21 protein-coding genes and 1 pseudogene are annotated in these 17,263 nt (G+C 61.0%); 17 read left to right on the top strand and 5 right to left on the bottom strand.

Features of this window, described 5'->3' with window-relative positions; genetic code table 11:
* From DXY02_RS05075 to DXY02_RS05125, 11 genes are all read left to right on the top strand, one after another.
* Positions 1-282, top strand: a complete 282-nt coding sequence (locus DXY02_RS05075; protein ID WP_244276158.1) for a hypothetical protein — start codon at positions 1-3, stop codon at positions 280-282.
* Positions 272-1,876: a CocE/NonD family hydrolase gene (locus tag DXY02_RS05080; protein ID WP_114988325.1), complete on the top strand. Its 1,605-nt coding sequence runs from the start codon at positions 272-274 to the stop codon at positions 1,874-1,876. Before DXY02_RS05075 ends, DXY02_RS05080 begins: the two co-directional genes overlap by 11 nt.
* Before the next feature lie 142 nt (positions 1,877-2,018).
* Complete coding sequence (locus DXY02_RS12915; RefSeq protein WP_244276159.1) at positions 2,019-2,189, top strand: hypothetical protein; 171 nt, start codon at positions 2,019-2,021, stop codon at positions 2,187-2,189.
* Between the two features lie 60 nt (positions 2,190-2,249).
* A complete protein-coding gene (gene glgB / locus DXY02_RS05090) occupies positions 2,250-4,547 on the top strand; it encodes a 1,4-alpha-glucan branching protein GlgB (protein WP_114988326.1) in 2,298 nt (765 codons plus the stop codon).
* An 81-nt stretch (positions 4,548-4,628) separates the two neighbouring features.
* The gene (gene hemE, locus DXY02_RS05095; RefSeq protein ID WP_114988327.1) at positions 4,629-5,687 is read left to right on the top strand and encodes a uroporphyrinogen decarboxylase; all 1,059 of its coding nucleotides are present in this window, start codon (positions 4,629-4,631) and stop codon (positions 5,685-5,687) included.
* The gene (locus tag DXY02_RS05100) at positions 5,684-6,703 is read left to right on the top strand and encodes an NAD(P)-dependent oxidoreductase (RefSeq protein WP_114988328.1); all 1,020 of its coding nucleotides are present in this window, start codon (positions 5,684-5,686) and stop codon (positions 6,701-6,703) included. Before hemE ends, DXY02_RS05100 begins: the two co-directional genes overlap by 4 nt.
* Positions 6,704-6,710: 7 nt before the next feature.
* Positions 6,711-7,070, top strand: coding sequence for a plastocyanin (gene petE / locus DXY02_RS05105; protein WP_038555756.1), 360 nt, complete (start codon positions 6,711-6,713; stop codon positions 7,068-7,070).
* 133 nt (positions 7,071-7,203) lie between these two features.
* On the top strand, positions 7,204-7,584 hold the full coding sequence (locus tag DXY02_RS05110; protein WP_114988329.1) for a c-type cytochrome: 381 nt from the start codon (positions 7,204-7,206) through the stop codon (positions 7,582-7,584).
* Entirely contained in the window at positions 7,581-7,868 is a 288-nt protein-coding gene (locus DXY02_RS05115; RefSeq protein ID WP_170951483.1) for a Nif11-like leader peptide family natural product precursor, read from the top strand. The genes DXY02_RS05110 and DXY02_RS05115 overlap by 4 nt, the downstream gene beginning before the upstream one ends.
* Positions 7,868-8,263: a hypothetical protein gene (locus DXY02_RS05120; protein WP_114988331.1), complete on the top strand. Its 396-nt coding sequence runs from the start codon at positions 7,868-7,870 to the stop codon at positions 8,261-8,263. Before DXY02_RS05115 ends, DXY02_RS05120 begins: the two co-directional genes overlap by 1 nt.
* Positions 8,264-8,282: 19 nt before the next feature.
* Positions 8,283-8,561: a hypothetical protein gene (locus DXY02_RS05125; protein WP_244276160.1), complete on the top strand. Its 279-nt coding sequence runs from the start codon at positions 8,283-8,285 to the stop codon at positions 8,559-8,561.
* Here DXY02_RS05125 and DXY02_RS05130 read toward each other — a convergent pair whose 3' ends face one another.
* Positions 8,562-8,771, bottom strand: coding sequence for a hypothetical protein (locus DXY02_RS05130; protein ID WP_114988332.1), 210 nt, complete (start codon positions 8,769-8,771; stop codon positions 8,562-8,564).
* Positions 8,772-8,914: 143 nt separating this feature from the next.
* Here DXY02_RS05130 and clpB point away from each other — a divergent pair, with 143 nt between their 5' ends.
* A complete protein-coding gene (clpB, locus tag DXY02_RS05135) occupies positions 8,915-11,503 on the top strand; it encodes an ATP-dependent chaperone ClpB (protein ID WP_114988333.1) in 2,589 nt (862 codons plus the stop codon).
* On the opposite strand, the gene DXY02_RS05140 is transcribed toward clpB, so the two are convergent.
* Positions 11,489-11,965 carry a 6-carboxytetrahydropterin synthase gene (locus DXY02_RS05140; RefSeq protein ID WP_114988334.1) on the bottom strand — a complete coding sequence of 159 codons (477 nt, stop codon included), beginning with the start codon at positions 11,963-11,965 and terminating at the stop codon, positions 11,489-11,491. The genes clpB and DXY02_RS05140 overlap by 15 nt on opposite strands.
* A gap of 67 nt (positions 11,966-12,032) precedes the next feature.
* Between DXY02_RS05140 and hisIE the strand changes: the two genes are divergently transcribed.
* Positions 12,033-12,701: a bifunctional phosphoribosyl-AMP cyclohydrolase/phosphoribosyl-ATP diphosphatase HisIE gene (hisIE, locus tag DXY02_RS05145; RefSeq protein ID WP_114988335.1), complete on the top strand. Its 669-nt coding sequence runs from the start codon at positions 12,033-12,035 to the stop codon at positions 12,699-12,701.
* Here hisIE and DXY02_RS05150 read toward each other — a convergent pair.
* The 3 genes from DXY02_RS05150 to DXY02_RS05160 are packed head-to-tail and all read right to left on the bottom strand — an operon-like array spanning position 12,698 to position 14,557.
* Positions 12,698-13,354 (bottom strand): L,D-transpeptidase, encoded by a 657-nt coding sequence (locus tag DXY02_RS05150; RefSeq protein ID WP_114988336.1) that lies wholly within the window; start codon positions 13,352-13,354, stop codon positions 12,698-12,700. The two genes, hisIE and DXY02_RS05150, sit on opposite strands and share 4 nt — an antisense overlap.
* A gap of 46 nt (positions 13,355-13,400) precedes the next feature.
* Complete coding sequence (locus DXY02_RS05155) at positions 13,401-14,066, bottom strand: peptidase (protein ID WP_114988337.1); 666 nt, start codon at positions 14,064-14,066, stop codon at positions 13,401-13,403.
* Positions 14,066-14,557 carry a DUF2214 family protein gene (locus DXY02_RS05160; RefSeq protein WP_114988621.1) on the bottom strand — a complete coding sequence of 164 codons (492 nt, stop codon included), beginning with the start codon at positions 14,555-14,557 and terminating at the stop codon, positions 14,066-14,068. The genes DXY02_RS05155 and DXY02_RS05160 overlap by 1 nt, the downstream gene beginning before the upstream one ends.
* Before the next feature lie 180 nt (positions 14,558-14,737).
* Here DXY02_RS05160 and DXY02_RS05165 point away from each other — a divergent pair.
* The 4 genes and pseudogenes from DXY02_RS05165 (at position 14,738) to DXY02_RS05180 (ending at position 17,005) form a co-directional block, all read left to right on the top strand.
* Positions 14,738-15,663 (top strand): annotated as a pseudogene (locus tag DXY02_RS05165) (sigma-70 family RNA polymerase sigma factor).
* Between the two features lie 68 nt (positions 15,664-15,731).
* Entirely contained in the window at positions 15,732-16,097 is a 366-nt protein-coding gene (locus tag DXY02_RS05170; protein ID WP_114988338.1) for a YkvA family protein, read from the top strand.
* A gap of 38 nt (positions 16,098-16,135) precedes the next feature.
* Positions 16,136-16,456: a hypothetical protein gene (locus DXY02_RS05175; protein ID WP_114988339.1), complete on the top strand. Its 321-nt coding sequence runs from the start codon at positions 16,136-16,138 to the stop codon at positions 16,454-16,456.
* A gap of 54 nt (positions 16,457-16,510) precedes the next feature.
* The gene (locus DXY02_RS05180) at positions 16,511-17,005 is read left to right on the top strand and encodes a phosphate-starvation-inducible PsiE family protein (protein WP_114988340.1); all 495 of its coding nucleotides are present in this window, start codon (positions 16,511-16,513) and stop codon (positions 17,003-17,005) included.
* Positions 17,006-17,263: the final 258 nt, after the last annotated feature.

Here is a 17,263-nt window from a genome sequence, read left to right on the forward strand (position 1 = left end):
ATGGGCTTGAAACTCCTACGCACAGCTTTGATCGCTCTGGCGCTCCTGGGCTCACCATTGCTCGTTGTTGCCGCTGACTCGGACTTGCTCAACAGCGTCAAACGCAATCCTGAAAAAGCAAAGGCCATGTGCCGTTCGTTCCGGCAAATGAACGCCAACGGCCGATCGCCATTCTCCAAGCCCTACATCAACCAGGTCGCCGCCAGCGAGAAGCTGAGTTTTCAGGATGCGGAAATCCTCATGACCTACATCGTGGGGATGCATTGCGCCGATGTCCGCTGAGACCAGCGGAATTGTCTGCCGGTCTGCAGCGCTGAGGACGGCCGATGGCGTGGAGCTGCGTTCACGGTTGTGGCATCCCAGCGGCGAAGGCCCCTGGCCAGCCCTGCTGATGCGGCAGCCCTACGGGAGCCGCATCGCCTCAACCGTGACCTACGCCCACCCCAGTTGGTGGGCGTCCCATGGCTTCCTGGTGGTCGTTCAGGACGTCCGAGGACAAGGCGAGTCGGAGGGACGTTTCCGGGGGTTTGGTCAGGAAGCAGCCGACACCCCCGCCACCCATGCCTGGGTGCGGCAGCTTCCGGAATGCAATGGACGCCTGGGGGTCTACGGGTTTTCGTATCAGGGCCTGACCCAGCTCACCGCAGCTGAATCGGCCCCACCGCCGGAGTGCACCGCTCCGGCGATGACCGGCCTGGACGAACGACGCCATTGGAGTTGTGAAGGCGGTGCCCACTGGTGGCACCTCGGCCTGGGCTGGGGGCTGCAGCTGGCGGCCCTCCAGGCCCAGCGACGCGGAGATGCAACGGCCTGGCTGGAGATCCGCCGAAGCCTTGAAGACAACCGCTATTTACGGGACGGACCAACCCTGCTGGAGCGCCATGACCCCGAAGGCATGGCCTGGAGCTGGTTGAACAACGACCCCAGCAACGATCAGCAGTGGACGGTTCATCACGCCCCGGAGAGCTGGCTCCAGAGGCCGATGCTGTTGATCGGTGGATGGTGGGATCCGCATCTGGTGGGTCTGCTGGACCTCTGGCATCGCAGTCAGGTGGCCGGCGGGCAGCCATCCCTGCACATCGGGCCGGCCTCTCATCTGCAGTGGTGGCCGGAAACCCAGCAGCTGATGCTTCAGTTCTTCCAACAGCATCTGCAGGATCGCCCCCCGCAGGAGCCGAAGCCCAGGCACCAGCTCTGGAACATCACCCAGCATCAGTGGGATGCGATCCCCGCACCGGACACGGGCAGGTCAGTGTCATGGGGACTTCGCAGCCATGGACTGGCCTGCATCGACCCCAACGACGGTGCCCTTGTGGCGGATGGAGAGGGAGAAGGAAGCGTGGTCATCGTTCATGACCCCTGGCGACCGGTTCCGGCCATCGGTGGACACCTTGGGACAACCCCTGGGCCGGCGGAGCGCACGGCCGTGGATCAACGCAGCGACGTTGCGACATTCACCACCGCACCCCTGGTTGATGAGCTGCTGCTGTCAGGTCAACCGCACCTCCTGCTTGACGTCGAAGCGGACCAGCCCGGGTTTGATCTCTGCATCAGCCTCTCGCGCCTGCCCGCGGAAGCCAACAGCGTTGAACAACTGAGCACGGGAGTCGTACGGGTTCGCGGAGAGGAGGCGTTGCAGCCAGCCAGGCGCAGCGTGACCCTCCAGCCGCTGCACGCGAGCCTGGCTTGTGGCGATCGACTGCGGATCTCCGTTGCCGCAGCAGCTTGGCCCGCCATTAGCGTCAACCCTGGCCACGATGCCGTTCCCTGCGGAGCACCAAGCCCAGAGCATCGTGTGGTGACGCTGACACTGAAACTTGCTGGCTCCACCCTGCAGCTGAACCCCTTTGATTCCGGCAGACTGAAGCTCGATTGACGTTTGTGCTTTAACGGCCCTCGAATTCACCCGCGACCTGGCAGCAGGACGCTGGATTGCCGCGCAATCCAAGAGGTCTCTCCAACTCCAGGAGGAGCTGGCCCCGGGAGATCTGGAACGTATATGGACCAAGCCTAGCCAGGTGTCAGGTGGGTTCCGCAAGGTCAAGAACGCTGTGATCGCCCATCAAGGCAGCGATCAGCAGCTCGTGCTGGTGGCTGTCGCATTCGGCCAGGCCACCACCAACCTGTTCGTGATCTTTGACGCAAGCGGTCGAATCATCAACGTCGACATTTCCCGAGACTTCGTCTGATCAACAGCGGATCTGTTTCGTAAATCGGGCTTAACATCTCGCCCAATTCACAGATCTCCCATGGGTGTCGCCGCAGTCCTCGACTGGATGGTGCAGGACGGCGAACGGTTGGCGAATTGTCGCCATGACCACCCGTTTGCGGTGCTTGGTCCTCAACCCTCGGATCAGCATTGGACCGTGCGGATCTGGATGCCGGAAGCCCAAACAGTCACCCTGTTGCAGGCTGGCGACGAGATCGCCATGACAACGCCGAACCACCCCTGGGTGTTCGAGGCACAGCTCAACAGAGACCCCGGCTGCACTTACCAGGTCAGGGTTGAGCGGGGCGGGATTGTGCACGAACAACACGACCCCTGGGCCTTCCGTGGCGAATGGATGGGCGAAATGGATCGCCACCTTTTTGCTGAAGGCAACCATCACCACATCTGGCAAAAGATGGGTGCCCACCTCACCGAGCGTGACGGGGTCAGGGGTGTGATGTTCTGCCTGTGGGCGCCCAGCGCTCTCACGGTCTCCGTAATTGGAGACCTGAATTCATGGGACGGACGTCACCACCCCATGCAGCAGCGCGTCGGGGGCATCTGGGAACTGTTCATCCCCGGCCTCGAGGAGGGACATCTCTACAAGTACGAAATCCGTACCCAAGAAGGCCACTGCTATCAAAAGGCTGATCCTTACGGCTTCCAGCACGAGGTTCGCCCGGACAACAGCTCCGTTGTGGCTCGCCTGGGCGGATACCAATGGTCTGATCAGGGCTGGATGCAAAAGCGCGACAGCAGCAACGCGCTCGATCAACCGATCTCGGTGTATGAAATGCACCTGGGCAGCTGGATCCACGCCTCAGCGGATGAGCCCTGGATTCAACCCGACGGCACCCCTCGGAAGCCCGTTCCCGCCGCGGAGATGAAACCAGGCGCTCGCCTGCTCACCTACGCCGAACTCGCTGATCGGCTGATTCCTTACGTCAAGGAGAGGGGCTTCACCCACATCGAGGTGATGCCGATCACCGAGCATCCCTTCGACGGCTCCTGGGGCTATCAGGTGACGGGTTGGTATGCCCCCACCAGCCGTTACGGAACGCCCGATGAATTCCGGGCCTTCGTGGATCGCTGTCACGCCGAAGGCATCGGCGTGATCATCGACTGGGTTCCGGGCCACTTTCCGAAGGATGCCCACGGCCTGGCCTTCTTTGATGGCACCCATCTCTATGAGCACAGTGATCCCCGGATCGGGGAACACAAGGAATGGGGAACGCTGATCTTCAACTACAGCCGCAACGAGGTTCGTAATTTCCTCGTCGCCAACCTGGTGTTCTGGTTCGAGCAGTTCCACATCGATGGCATTCGCGTGGATGCCGTGGCCTCGATGCTCTATCGCGACTACCTGCGTCCCGACGGGGAATGGCTCCCCAATGAGAACGGTGGCCGGGAAAACACCGAAGCCGTTCGCTTCCTGCAGCAGGCCAACCATGTGCTTTTCCAGCACTTCCCAGGGGCCCTTTCGATCGCGGAGGAATCAACCACCTGGCCGATGGTGACGCAGCCCACGGACAGCGGCGGGCTTGGATTCAACCTCAAATGGAACATGGGTTGGATGCACGACATGCTCGATTACTTCGAGCTGGACCCGTGGTTCCGCCAGTTCCACCAGAACAACATCACCTTCTCGATCTGGTACACCTACACCGAGAACTTCATGCTGGCCCTGAGCCACGATGAGGTGGTGCACGGGAAGAGCCATCTCCTGCACAAGATGCCGGGAGATGACTGGCAGAAGTACGCCAACACCCGGGCGTTGCTCTCCTACATGTGGACGCACCCCGGCAAGAAGACGATCTTCATGGGGATGGAATTTGGCCAGCGGGCTGAATGGAATGTGTGGGGCGATCTCCAGTGGGATCTGCTCAACTACGAACCCCACAAGGGCATCCAGCGGTTGGTGGATGACCTCAACGTTCTCTACAAGGCAGAACCGGCTCTCTGGCGGGACGACTTCGACCAGTTCGGCTTCCAGTGGATCGATTGCAACGACAACCGCCACTCCGTGATCAGCTTCATGCGTCGGGAGAGTGCAAGCGGCACCTGGCTGGTGGTGGTGGCGAACTTCACGCCCCAAAGTCACTCCCACTACCGCGTGGGCGTTCCTCTCTCAGGGTTCTACGAGGAGATCTTCAACTCCGATGCAGCCAAGTACGGCGGCAGCAACCTCGGCAACATGGGCGGCAAACCAACAGACGAATGGGGCATCCACGGCTACGAGAACTCCTTGGATCTCTGCCTGCCGCCGCTGAGCCTGATGGTGTTCAAGCACGACCCGAAACGCAGCCTGAGCAGCAGCGAGCCGGACAACATCGTGTGACGAACGTGATGACAAAGAGGGGGTAAAGCTCTAGCCAAGGCCTCGATTCGGGTAGGTTTCCGGCTGACCTGACCGGGCTTGATGAGCGACTCTTTACCCCTGCTCCTGCGTGCTGCGCGCGGTGAATCGGTGGAGCGTCCTCCGGTGTGGATGATGCGCCAGGCCGGTCGCTACATGAAGATCTACCGGGACCTGCGGGACAAGTACCCCAGCTTCCGTGAGCGTTCCGAAAACCCTGATCTCTCCTACGAGATCTCCATGCAGCCGTTCAACGCCTTCAAGCCCGACGGCGTGATCCTGTTCTCCGACATCCTCACGCCCCTGCCGGGTATGGGAATCGATTTCGACATCATCGAGAGCAAAGGCCCCCAGATCGGCGATCCAATCCGGAGCATGGCCCAGGTGGATGCCCTGCGCCCCCTCAACCCCGCCGAGTCGATGCCCTTTGTGGGTGAAGTGCTGGGTCGTCTGCGCCAAAGCGTCGGCAACGAAGCAGCTGTTCTCGGCTTCGTTGGTGCCCCCTGGACCCTGGCCGCCTACGTGGTGGAGGGTAAGAGCAGCAAAAACTACGCGGTGATTAAGGCCATGGCCTTCCGCGAGCCCGAGATCCTGCACAAGCTGCTCGACCACTTCGCCGAGTCGATCGCCAACTACCTGCGCTATCAGATTGATTCCGGCGCCCAGGTGGTGCAGATGTTTGATTCCTGGGCGGGCCAGCTGAGCCCAGCGGACTACGACACCTTCGCTGCGCCTTATCAGAAGAAGGTGGTGGATCTGGTCAAGCAGACACACCCCGACACCCCCTTCATCCTCTACATCTCCGGCAGCGCCGGCGTGATCGAGCGGATGGCCAACACCGGAGTTGACATCGTTTCGCTCGACTGGACGGTGGACATGGCCGAAGCCTTGGCACGTCTTCCGGAGCACGTTGGTGTTCAGGGCAACGTGGATCCCGGCCTGCTGTTCGGCACCCCGGAGGCGATTGAGGCCCGCATCGATGACTGCGTGCGCAAGGCCCGCGGCCGGAAGCACATCCTCAACCTCGGCCATGGAATCCTGCCGGGCACACCGGAAGAAAACGGTGAAGCCTTCTTCCGGGCCGGCAAGAGCGTGATGGACCGTCTCGGGGCTGTCGTTTGACCCGCATCCTGGTGACCGGCGCCAGCGGATGCGTCGGTCAGTACATCTCCCGCTGGCTTCTGGACCACTCGGATGCCGAGCTGCTGCTCTGGCTGAGGGAGCCCGCCAAACTCACCGCTGTTCCAGCAGACCATCCCCGCATCCGCCTCTTGGTCGGGGACCTGCGGGACACCGACCGTTTTGCCCAAGAGCTGGCCTCGGTGAACCGGGTGATTCACACCGCCACTGCCTGGGGTGACCCTGAGCGGGCCGAACAGGTGAATGTGGTGGCGGTGAAACGGATGCTGGCGCTTCTGGATCCCAGCAAGCTGGAGCAGATCATTTACTTCTCCACGGCCAGCGTGCTCGACCGGCACCTGCGCCCCCTGCCGGAAGCTCTGGCCTACGGCACGGAATACATTCAAACCAAGGCTCGCTGCCTCAGGGATCTGGAGCAGCACTCCCTGGCCAGCAAAGTCGTGGCGGTGTTTCCCACCCTGGTGTTCGGTGGACGTGTCGACGGCACCAGCCCCTTCCCCACCAGCTACCTCACCGAAGGTTTGGCTGAAGTCAGCCGTTGGCTCTGGCTGGCACGTTGGCTTCGGGTGGATGCGAGCTTCCACTTCATCCATGCGGAAGACATCGCCCGCATCTGTGGCCTGTTGGCCACCCGCCCCCATGAACCGAACCGAGAACCAGGGCAAGGCGCCCTGCGCAGAGTGGTGATGGGACAAGCGGCCATCTCGGTGAACGACACGGTGAAAACCCTCTGCCGCTGGCGCGGTGTGGCCCGAACACCCGGCATTCCGCTCTGGCCATGGCTGATTGAGACCCTGATCCGCGTTCTGCCGATCGAAGTGAATGCCTGGGACCGGTTCAGCATTCGCCAGCGCCACTTCATTCATGACCCGGTGACGCAGCCCGAACGTTTCGGTGGCAGCAGCCATGCCCCTGACTTGGCAACAGTTCTTAGCGATTCCGGCCTACCCAACCGCGGAACCCCCAGACCCGCGCGTAAGGTCAATGAATCGACCTAGCACTTTCATGCGCTCCGTCATCCGCACCATTGCAGCCGCCTGCTGCGCCTTCCTGATGCTGATCGGCCTCAACGTCGGCAGCGCTCAAGCCGCCACTGTTGAAGTGAAGCTCGGCACCGACGGCGGCATGCTCGCCTTCGAGCCCGCCACCGTGAACATCAAGGCCGGCGACACCGTCAAGTTCGTCAACAACAAGCTGGCTCCTCACAACGCTGTTTTCGAAGGCCACGACGAGTACAGCCACTCTGATCTCGCCTTCAACCCCGGCGAATCCTGGGAGGAAACCTTCGCCACCGCTGGCACCTACGACTTCTACTGCGAGCCCCACCGCGGTGCTGGCATGGTCGGCAAGGTGATCGTTGAGTGATCTCTGGATTTCTGAGGAAATTTCTGAACATCTCAAATTGAACTGAAAGCCCCAGGCTGTGGATCAACCACAGTCAGGGGTTCTTTTTTTTGCCAGCAACGATGGATAGCTTGGGGCATTGAGGGGGGTTGCGATGGCACGCCTATCAGGCCTGATCCTGACGTTGCTGTTGATCGTTGGCGCAACAGGCCTGCTGTCTGCTGCTCCGGCGATGGCGATGTACACGATGGAAAGCTCCGCCCTGGAGCGAGGTGAGCAGATTTTCAACAGCAACTGTGCGGCTTGTCACATGGGGGGCGGCAATGTGATCCGCGCCAACCGAACGCTGAAGATCAGCGACTTGAACGACCATGTGGAGGCCTACTCCAGCTCCCCGCTGGAGGCCCTGGAGCATGAGATCGAGGATGGGCTGAATGCCATGCCCAGCTATGCCGACAAACTGAGTGAAGAGGAGATCATGGCGGTGGCTACCTACGTTGAACAAAGGGCCGAATTGGGCTGGTCCAGGCGATGAGTCGTGAAGCTCTTCGGGATTTTCTGCGGGCTGTGGAGCACCACCAGGGCTTGCGGCGTGATGCGGCCCAATGCCGTGATGACGATCAACTGTTGGCCCTGGCACGCCGCCACGGCTTCAATGTGATCCAGCGGGATCTCTGCGACGACGCCCGCGAATCAGCCATCACCAGTTGGTTCGAAACCAGCCGAATCCAGCGCTCGTTTCAATCACCACCCTTCCAATCAAATCCCTCGCAATCAACAGCCTCCCAATCAACAGCCCCTCAACCACAAAAGACCTGATGGCCGTTGTCACCCTGCTCAGTGATTTCATCGACGGCACCAGCATGGCCCTGGCGGAAGACACCGACGCCGCTGATCTGAACGCCTTCATGACCGCCAATCAAGGCCGGCTCTGGGCGAGCGTGCAGCAGCGCCGCCGGCAGCGGCAGCAAACCATCGAGCGGCGAGGTCCAGGAACGGTGTACTTCGCCGCGGACGCCCCAGGGGCTGCGGCCGTGGAGCGCTACCTCGGCAGTGACACGGGCTCAGCTGAGGAAGCAGCAGCACTGCAGGCCATGCGAAGCGCTGGGGTGGAGATCGCACCCCATATGGGAGCAGACCGTGAACGCGATGTTCTGCTCAACGGCCGGTTGAAGGACCTAAAGGCCCAGGCCAAGGCCAAGGGTTTTGGTTGAAGCCATGGGCCATGCAGCGATGACGCTTCCTGAGAACCCGCTTGGCCTGCAGAGTTTTGACGAGCTGGTGGAGTGGACCGTGTCCTACCTCCACTTCAAACACGCCCTGGAGGTGATTGCCTTCACCCCAGAGGTGGCAAGGTCGTATCTCGATCGCTTCAGCGCGTTCAGCAGCCGCTATGCCACGGAGATGAAAAAACAGGACATCCTTGAGGCCCGCCTCCCGAAAAAGATGCGGGAGAGCATCGAAGCCGAAAACGCTCACCGCGCGCTTCTACGGGAGCTGCTCAACGGCTGATCAAACGACGGACTGAGCCTGCTTGGCCGCCTGCAACACAGCCAGATAGAGATCCTCGTCAATTTCTCGGATGTCGTACTCCGTGGGTTTCACACCGTGGTGGTGCTCATGAACCACCATCCAACAGCTGCGTTCCAGCTCACCCCCAGCCGTTGCGGCGAGCGCCAGGCCCTGCTGCACGAGGGAGTCCACCAGCGGCTGATCAGGCATTGGCATCAAAGGGTTCGGCAAACTCTAAAAAGACGCCCCGGTTTGCCGCTTCCTGGCGTGGGGACCGATCCAAAGGCTTCGGTTTGTCCCCACTGAAAATGGAACAAGCCCCATACGGTGAACCCAGTTGAAACGCATCCGAGATGCAACCCACGGCGGAACAGTTCACCGAACAAACCTGGGCCGCCATCGTCGCCGCCCAGCAACTGGCGCAGAGCGCCAGGCATCAGCAACTTGAAACGGAGCATCTGCTGCTTGCGCTGTTGCAGCAGAACGGTCTGGCTGGACGCATTCTCAGCAAAGCAGGGGTCGACGTTGACACATTCCAGGCAGCCGTCGACAGCCATCTCAGGCAGCAACCCAGTCTTGGCACTCCACCGGAATCGGTGTTTCTGGGACGCTCCCTGAACAGCTGCCTGGATCGCGCCGAAACAGCCCGGGATGGATTCAGCGACAGCTACATCGCCATCGAACATCTGTTGCTGGCCTTGGCCGACGATGACCGCTGCGGCAGGCAATTGCTCAGCCAAGCGGGCGTCGACACCAGCAAACTCAAAGAAGCCATTACAGCCGTGCGAGGCAACCAGACGGTGACCGATCAAAACCCGGAAGGGACCTATGAATCGCTTGAGAAGTACGGACGGGACCTGACGGCCGCCGCCCGTGACGGAAAGCTGGACCCGGTGATCGGTCGCGACGAGGAGATCCGGCGCACCATCCAGATCCTCAGCCGGCGCACCAAAAACAACCCTGTGCTGATCGGCGAACCAGGGGTTGGCAAGACCGCGATTGTTGAAGGATTGGCACAGCGCATCGTGAATGGAGATGTGCCCCAGGCCTTGCAGAACCGTCAGCTCATCGCCCTCGACATGGGAGCCCTGATCGCCGGTGCGAAATACCGCGGTGAGTTCGAAGAACGGCTCAAAGCTGTGCTCAAGGAGGTCACCGCCTCGGAAGGCCAGATCGTGCTGTTCATCGATGAAATCCACACGGTGGTGGGCGCTGGAGCCACCGGTGGAGCCATGGATGCCAGCAATCTGCTCAAGCCGATGCTGGCCCGGGGGGAACTGCGCTGCATTGGCGCCACCACCCTCGACGAGCACCGCCAGCACATCGAAAAGGACCCCGCCTTGGAGCGACGCTTCCAGCAGGTGCTGGTGGATCAACCCAGCGTGGAAGACACGATTTCAATCCTGCGTGGTCTGAAGGAGCGCTATGAGGTGCACCACGGCGTCCGCATCGCCGACGGTGCCCTGGTGGCAGCTGCTGTGTTGAGCAGCCGCTACATCGCCGACCGCTTCCTGCCGGACAAAGCGATCGATCTGGTGGATGAATCAGCCGCCCGCCTGAAGATGGAGATCACCTCCAAACCGGAGGAGATCGATGAAATCGATCGCAAGATCCTGCAGCTGGAGATGGAGAAGCTCTCCCTCGGCCGTGAATCCGACAGCGCCAGCCAGGAACGCTTGCAACGGATTGAACGGGAACTGGCGGAACTGGGTGAACAGCAAAGTTCCCTGAATGCCCAGTGGCAGCAGGAGAAAGGTGCGATCGATGAGCTGTCGTCGCTCAAGGAAGAGATCGAACGGGTGCAGCTGCAGGTGGAACAGGCCAAACGCAGCTACGACCTGAACAAAGCAGCGGAACTGGAATACGGCACCCTGGCCTCGCTGCAGAAGCAGTTGCTCGAACAGGAAGCCCAGATCGCCTCAGAGGAGCCTGGCGAGAAAGGCTTGCTGCGTGAGGAGGTGAGTGAAGACGACATCGCCGAGGTGATCGCCAAGTGGACCGGAATCCCTGTGGCGCGGCTGGTGCAGAGCGAAATGGAGAAGCTGCTACAACTCGAAGATGATCTGCATCAGCGGGTGATCGGCCAGCACCAGGCCGTCACCGCCGTCGCCGATGCGATTCAACGGTCTAGGGCGGGGCTGAGCGATCCGAACCGCCCCATCGCCAGCTTCCTGTTCCTCGGCCCCACGGGTGTGGGCAAGACGGAACTCTCCAAAGCCCTCGCCAATCGGCTGTTCGACAGCGATGACGCCATGGTTCGCATCGACATGTCGGAGTACATGGAGAAGCACACCGTGAGCCGTTTGATCGGGGCACCTCCCGGATACGTGGGCTATGAGGCCGGTGGCCAGCTCACCGAAGCGGTACGTCGTAGGCCCTACGCCGTGATCCTGTTCGACGAGGTGGAGAAAGCCCACCCGGATGTGTTCAACGTGATGCTGCAGATCCTCGATGACGGCCGTGTCACCGATGGGCAGGGCCGCACCGTGGACTTCACCAACACCGTGCTGATTCTCACCAGCAACATCGGCAGCCAGTCGATCCTCGAGCTGGCCGGCGATCCCGAGCAGCATGGAGCGATGGAAAGCCAGGTGAATGACGCTCTCCGGGCCCATTTCCGGCCGGAATTCCTCAATCGCCTCGACGATCAGATCATCTTCCACAGCCTCAGGCGGGAGGAACTGCGCCAGATCGTCACCCTTCAGGTGGAACGTCTGCGCCAGCGGCTGGCTGAGCGCAAGCTGGAGCTCAGCCTGAGCGATGGGGCCGCCGACTGGCTCGCCAATGCCGGATATGACCCCGTCTACGGGGCACGACCGCTGAAACGCGCTGTGCAGCGGGAACTGGAGACACCCATTGCCAAAGCGATCCTGGCGGGTCGTTACAGCGAGGGGCAGGCGATCAGCGTGGAGCTGGAAGCAGACGCGTTAGCCCTGCGCTGAAAACCAGGCGGGAACAGCGCTGTAGGTGGCGGCATTGCGGCTGTTCTCCCGCGCCTCCACGCCATAGCAACAGGTGCGACCACCATCCCGCTCCTGCAGCAGCTCATTGGCCCAGGTCCAGATCAAGGCCGCCGTTGCCTCCATGCCCACGTTCTCCATCACGCGAAGATCAATGGCCTGGAGGTCGTGCAGCCGCTGCCATTCCGCCAGCAGTGGATCGTCGGCATTGACCAGAAAGGTGTGGTCGAACTGCTTCCTCAGGCGTTCTTCGAAGGGGCGAAGGCTGGAGAAATCAACCACAAACCCGCAGGCATCCAGCTCCGTTGCGGCGAACCAGAGGTTGAAACTGCGGCTGTACCCATGCACGAAGCGACAATGGCCCTGATGGCGCCACTGCCGGTGACAGCAGGGATAGCCGCTGAAGGCTTTGCTGCAGCTGTAGGGGGTCGGAGAAACGAGCAAGGGGTGAAAACGCGGAATGGAGCACGCTGCGGGAAGATTCAGGTGTTGCCCGAATGACCGAGGCCTGATGCAGCCCCTCAGCCCCGCCTTCATTGACCAACTCCGTTTTAACGAAGCGGGGCTGATTCCAGCTGTGGCCCAGGACTGGCTGGACGGAGCGGTGCTGATGCTGGCCTGGATGAACCGGGAAGCCATCGAAGCCACCCTGCGCAGCGGTGAGGTGCATTACTGGAGCCGCTCACGCCAGGAGCTTTGGCACAAAGGGGCCACCAGCGGTCACGTTCAGACGATGCGGGAGATCCGCTACGACTGTGATGCCGACGTGCTGCTGGTGACCGTGGAGCAGGCTGGGGATGTGGCCTGCCACACCGGCTCCCGCAGCTGTTTCTACGAAAACAGCGATGCACGAACCACAGGTGGAGCCGAGGCTCTAGCGCCACCAACGGATGCCTGCACCGAACTGTTCCGGGTGATCGAGGGGAGACGCGAGAAACCGGAAGAGGGCAGCTACACCAACAAGCTGCTGGCGGGGGGAGACAACAGCATCCTCAAGAAAATCGGCGAGGAGGGTGCTGAATTCGTGATGGCCTGCAAAGACGACAACGCCGCCGAGATCGCCGGCGAAGCAGCGGACATCATCTTCCACATGCAGGTGGCCCTGGCCCATCACGGCGTGAGCTGGCGACAGGTGCAGGAAGTGCTGGCCGCACGACGGGGTGCCCCGCGCCGGCACTAAGGCAGACAGGGGCTGTCGCTGCTGATCACCACTTCATCGCCAAGCTCCACGGTGTCCAACAACACCCCCATGGTGAGCTTTCCGGCATTGATGCAACCGCCGGTCAACGCCTTGCCGATCCGGGACTCGTCATTGGTGCCGTGAATGGCGAAGCTGTACCAGCGGAAGACGCCGTCATAGGTGTTGAAACGGAAGGGCTGCTCTGTGGCAGGCACAGGAGCCAGGCTGATGTAACCGATGCCGTATTCCCCGGTTTCCCCATCACCTTTGAAGTCAATGGAGTTCATGTTGGTGAAGAGGGTCTCGCGCAGCACCTCTTCTGATTTGCCGGATTGCTCCACCAGGCCGGGATCCATCTCGAAGCGGTCGTTGCTGAGGATGGCGTTGACCTGAAAGGTTCCAAGCGGAGTGACACCCTCTTCAAAGGTGGTGCCTTCACAGGCAATGCCATGGCGACCATGGCCAACGGTGAAACGCAACGGCCCCTCAGCACGATCCAACACACCTTCACTGGCTGCTGGATTGCTGCCGTCCAGCTGAATCCGAATCGGTGCTCGAACCTGTGGGTCGTGCTGGGGCAGGCTGTTGTTGGAACGACAACCCACCAGACTCAGCAGCAGACCAGCCAGCGCCAGAGAACGGACCAGGTGCATCGATCAAGCACGACTGCCGGCAGCATGCCGCGCCCGCATGGTGACGTCACTCAAGTGATTCAGATTCGGCCGGTTCGAGGGGCTTTCGAAGCGTTGAACCGAAACGAGTGGTCTGCTGCATGACCCAAGCCAGCGTGAGGCGATCCCGCTGCGATGGCACCAACACCGGACGCTCGCCCTGGCTGATCGCCAAAACATCAGTGGGAACGGAACTGTGGCCCCAAAGGCCAAAGGCGTGACCCAGTTCATGCAGTGCGGTGGCCTGCAGTGCTTCAGCTCGCAGCCCTGGTGACACCATCACCTTCACCAGGGGTTCAAGCCTTCGGCGGCCCTGGCGCTGCACGTTCACAACCTGAAGCTGTGCGCGTCCGTTGCTGGCGCGCCACACCCCAGCAACCTGCCGGCGCGCCGGGCGCTGCCGATGAATCAACACGTTCGCCTGGTCCGGATTGTCCACCAGCGTGAGTGGAACCAATGCACCCCAGGTGGTCAGCGCCGATGACAACTGATCAAGCCAGCGTTGATCCCAGCGATTGACTGGCGTGGCGGCGGCGGGCTGAACCCACACGCACCAGTGCTTCAACACCGGCGGGCCCAGGGATGTGGTGGCTATGGAGGAGGCATAGCCCGGCCTTTGGCCTGGAGCCTGGCGTTCCAAAGCCACCTGCAGGATTCGAACCTGCTGTTGTGGAGGACAGAGCTCGGGCTGCATCAGGCGGCGGGAAGCCCCACACCGCGGGCCATCAGGGTCGCCATCAACGGAATGCTGGCGAAGCCGACCAGTTCAATGTTGATGATCCAGGCCAGACGCTTGGCCAGGGCTTCGCTCACCTTGGGCAGCTCACCCTTGCTCAGCGGAATCGCCCAGAGGATGTAGGTGATCGTCGGGTACAGCGACAGGCCTCCCACGGAGAGGTACAGACCAACCTTCCACCAGAACAATGGATTCTGGGTGTAGAACTCAGCCCCCTGGCCGAAGTGGATCACCCGCAGGATCCCACTGACCAGAAGTGCCAGGGCAGCAATGCCATAAACGATGTCGGTGATCACCATCGCCGTGGCCTCCTGGCGATTTGGATCCGCTTTGATCAGCTTCCGCTCCAGCACCAGGGCGCCGAAACAGAGCATGAAACTGAGGTAGTGAACGTAGGCAGCGCCAGCGTTTTTGGCGATGTCGGACGTGAGAGCGACGGCCAGGGGCATGGTCGTGGCGACGGAAAGTGCGGCGACCTTAGCCACCCAATTGAATCAACAATGAAAGATTCACTTCAGTAACAGGAAGAAAGAGTGAAATAGCGCACAAAGTATTAATTCGGGAGTCTTTATTATGACCGCCAGAAAAAAACACTTTGGTTCTAGGTTCAATTCAGCCGTATCGTCATGATGACGAGTTCTCTGAGTGCTTTTCTCGGCGAAATTGGTCGCCATCAACTGCTCACTCCGGAGCAGGAACTCATGATGGGAAGGAAGGTTCAGGCGATGGTCGCCATCACAGAACGCTGTCATCTGGCTGGCGGGAGTGGCCCAGCCTGTGAGTACAGCGATGAAGAAAAGGGGTGATTCGCCGTGGCGAACGGGCCAAAAATCAGATGATCACGTCCAACCTTCGTCTTGTCGTCAATCTGGCCAAGCGTTATCAGGGCAAAGGGCTGGATCTTCTCGATCTGATTCAGGAGGGCACCCTTGGCCTCACCCGAGCCGTCGAGAAATACGACCCCACCCGCGGCCATCGTTTCTCCACCTATGCCTACTGGTGGATTCGGCAGGGGCTCAATCGAGCGCTCTCCACCCAGAGCCGCACGATTCGCATTCCCGTGAATGTGAATGAAAAGCTCACCAAATTGCGTGCTGCCAAGGCACGTTTGATGCAGCGCAATGGCCTCAGCCCCAGCGGTGAACAGCTGGCGGAGTTTATGGAGATCCCCATCGCTGAGGTGGAAGATCTGCTGGCCTGTGAACTGCGCAGCGTCACCGTGAGCCTGCAGGGGGTTGTGAAATCGAAATCGGATCCCTCCGAGCTGGTGGATGTGCTGCCAAGCGAGGAGCTCCCGCCGCTGGAACGGGCCGAGAACGCTGAACGCACCGCTTCGGTGTGGTCTTTACTGGCCAAAGCCAATCTCACCCCGAAAGAACACACCGTTGTGACCCTGCGCTTTGGGCTGGATGGCACCAACGAGTGGCGCACCCTTGCCGAGGTGGCTCGCCACATGAACTGTTCACGGGAGTATTGCCGTCAGGTGGTGCAGCGGGCCCTGCGCAAACTGCGCAAGACGGGCATTCAGAGCGGACTCGTGGAATCCACACCCTGAAGATCGGCCCGCCCCGCTGGCGTCTTGCGGAGGAACTGAGGAGAGTGGTTCCAACCGGTTCTCTCCGCATGACTGACCAGGCTGCGCGAACCACCGTTGAAGCCGACGTGCTTGAACGGGAAGTGGTCGACGAAAACCTGCTGCGGCGCCTGTTGCAACGGGCCGGCGGAGGCCTTGCCGCCCCAGCCCTGGAAGCCCTCGAGTTGATGCTGGACCCCGGGACCCCCTCAGCCGCGCGGCTGACGATGCTGGCTGCCCTGATTTATCTCCTGATGCCCGCCGACCTGATTCCCGATCTGCTGCCGGTGGCCGGTTTCAGTGATGATCTGGTGGCGCTTACGGCCATGGTACGTCTGTGGAGCAATCACGTCACGCCAGCCATCCGGATGCGAGCTCGGCGCAAACTGGATCACTGGTTTCCCCTGGCGGCCTGAATCGCTGAACTGAAACCGCTGAACTGAATCGCTGATCAATGTCTGGCTGGACCCCTGAATTTGAAGCGGATCTAACTCTGCTGCTGAAGGACTGGTTGAAGCAGCAAGGGCGCACCCAGGCCGACCTGCGTCGCAACCTACGCGCTGTGTCGACCCGAATGCCCGCCCTGCTTGAGGTGCTGGAGCGCGAACACAACATGCGTGGACTGGCCGGACTGGCTGATCGGCTCTGCAGCGTTGAAGCCGAATGGCATGGCCAGCCTTCCAGCGAACCTGCCGGTGTGGCAACGGCCGACGACGATCCGTTCGGGCAACTTGATCTGCTTTTGCAGGAAATTCGAGACGACTGCACCGATTAACCGCTGACACGGGCAAAGTGGTGGCTCAGACATCGCTTTCAACGACTGAAGCCCGTGAGTGAACCCACGCGTTCCAAGAGAAGTTTTCTCGGTTTCGTTGATGCAGGCGAGCGCGAGGTCGCCCGACTGCTCACCCTGATCACGGCCGTGGTGATCAGCGCCGCCATCATCCAGCTGATTGTTTCCTTGGGCTCCAAATTGCTGACTGGGTCAGCGGCGACATGGTTGGGCGATGACCTGATCAAGATCCTTGGCGATCTGCTCACCGTGTTGATCGCGTTGGAGGTGCTGCAGAACATCACCAGTTACCTGAGGCGCCACGTGGTGCAGATCGAACTGGTTCTGGTCACCGCGCTGACGGCTGTGGCTCGAAAGGTGATCGTGCTGCCCTCCGGTGCTGAAAACAAACCCCAGCTGCTGGTGGGCCTCGGGATCGCAGTCGTCTCACTTTCAGCGGCTTACTGGTTGGTGAAGCGTGCGAACGCCACTCCCTCCCGCAAACGACTGGGCCGCGGAGGATCAGCCAACAAGCTTGATTTCCAGGACTGAGGCTTCACGAACAAAAGGAAGGCCGCCCTTCCCGATGGAAAGACGGCCTAACTCGCTCGTTTGCACATGGCAATCGACCTCAACTTCAGTGTCTGATGCCTTGGAAAATCTCCTCCAGCAATGGAACTGAGACAGGAAGGTCGAAGCATCTGGCTCAAGGCACCCTGGGGCCATCGGGTCCAGGTGTGAAGCGGCTCTCCTGCGGGGCACCTACGAACGATGCAGAGGGGAGTCGACTGGCTTGACGCTCTTCGTTGT

The sequence above is a fragment of the Synechococcus sp. N19 genome (assembly GCF_900474045.1).
In the GTDB taxonomy this organism is placed as follows: Bacteria; Cyanobacteriota; Cyanobacteriia; order PCC-6307; family Cyanobiaceae; genus Parasynechococcus.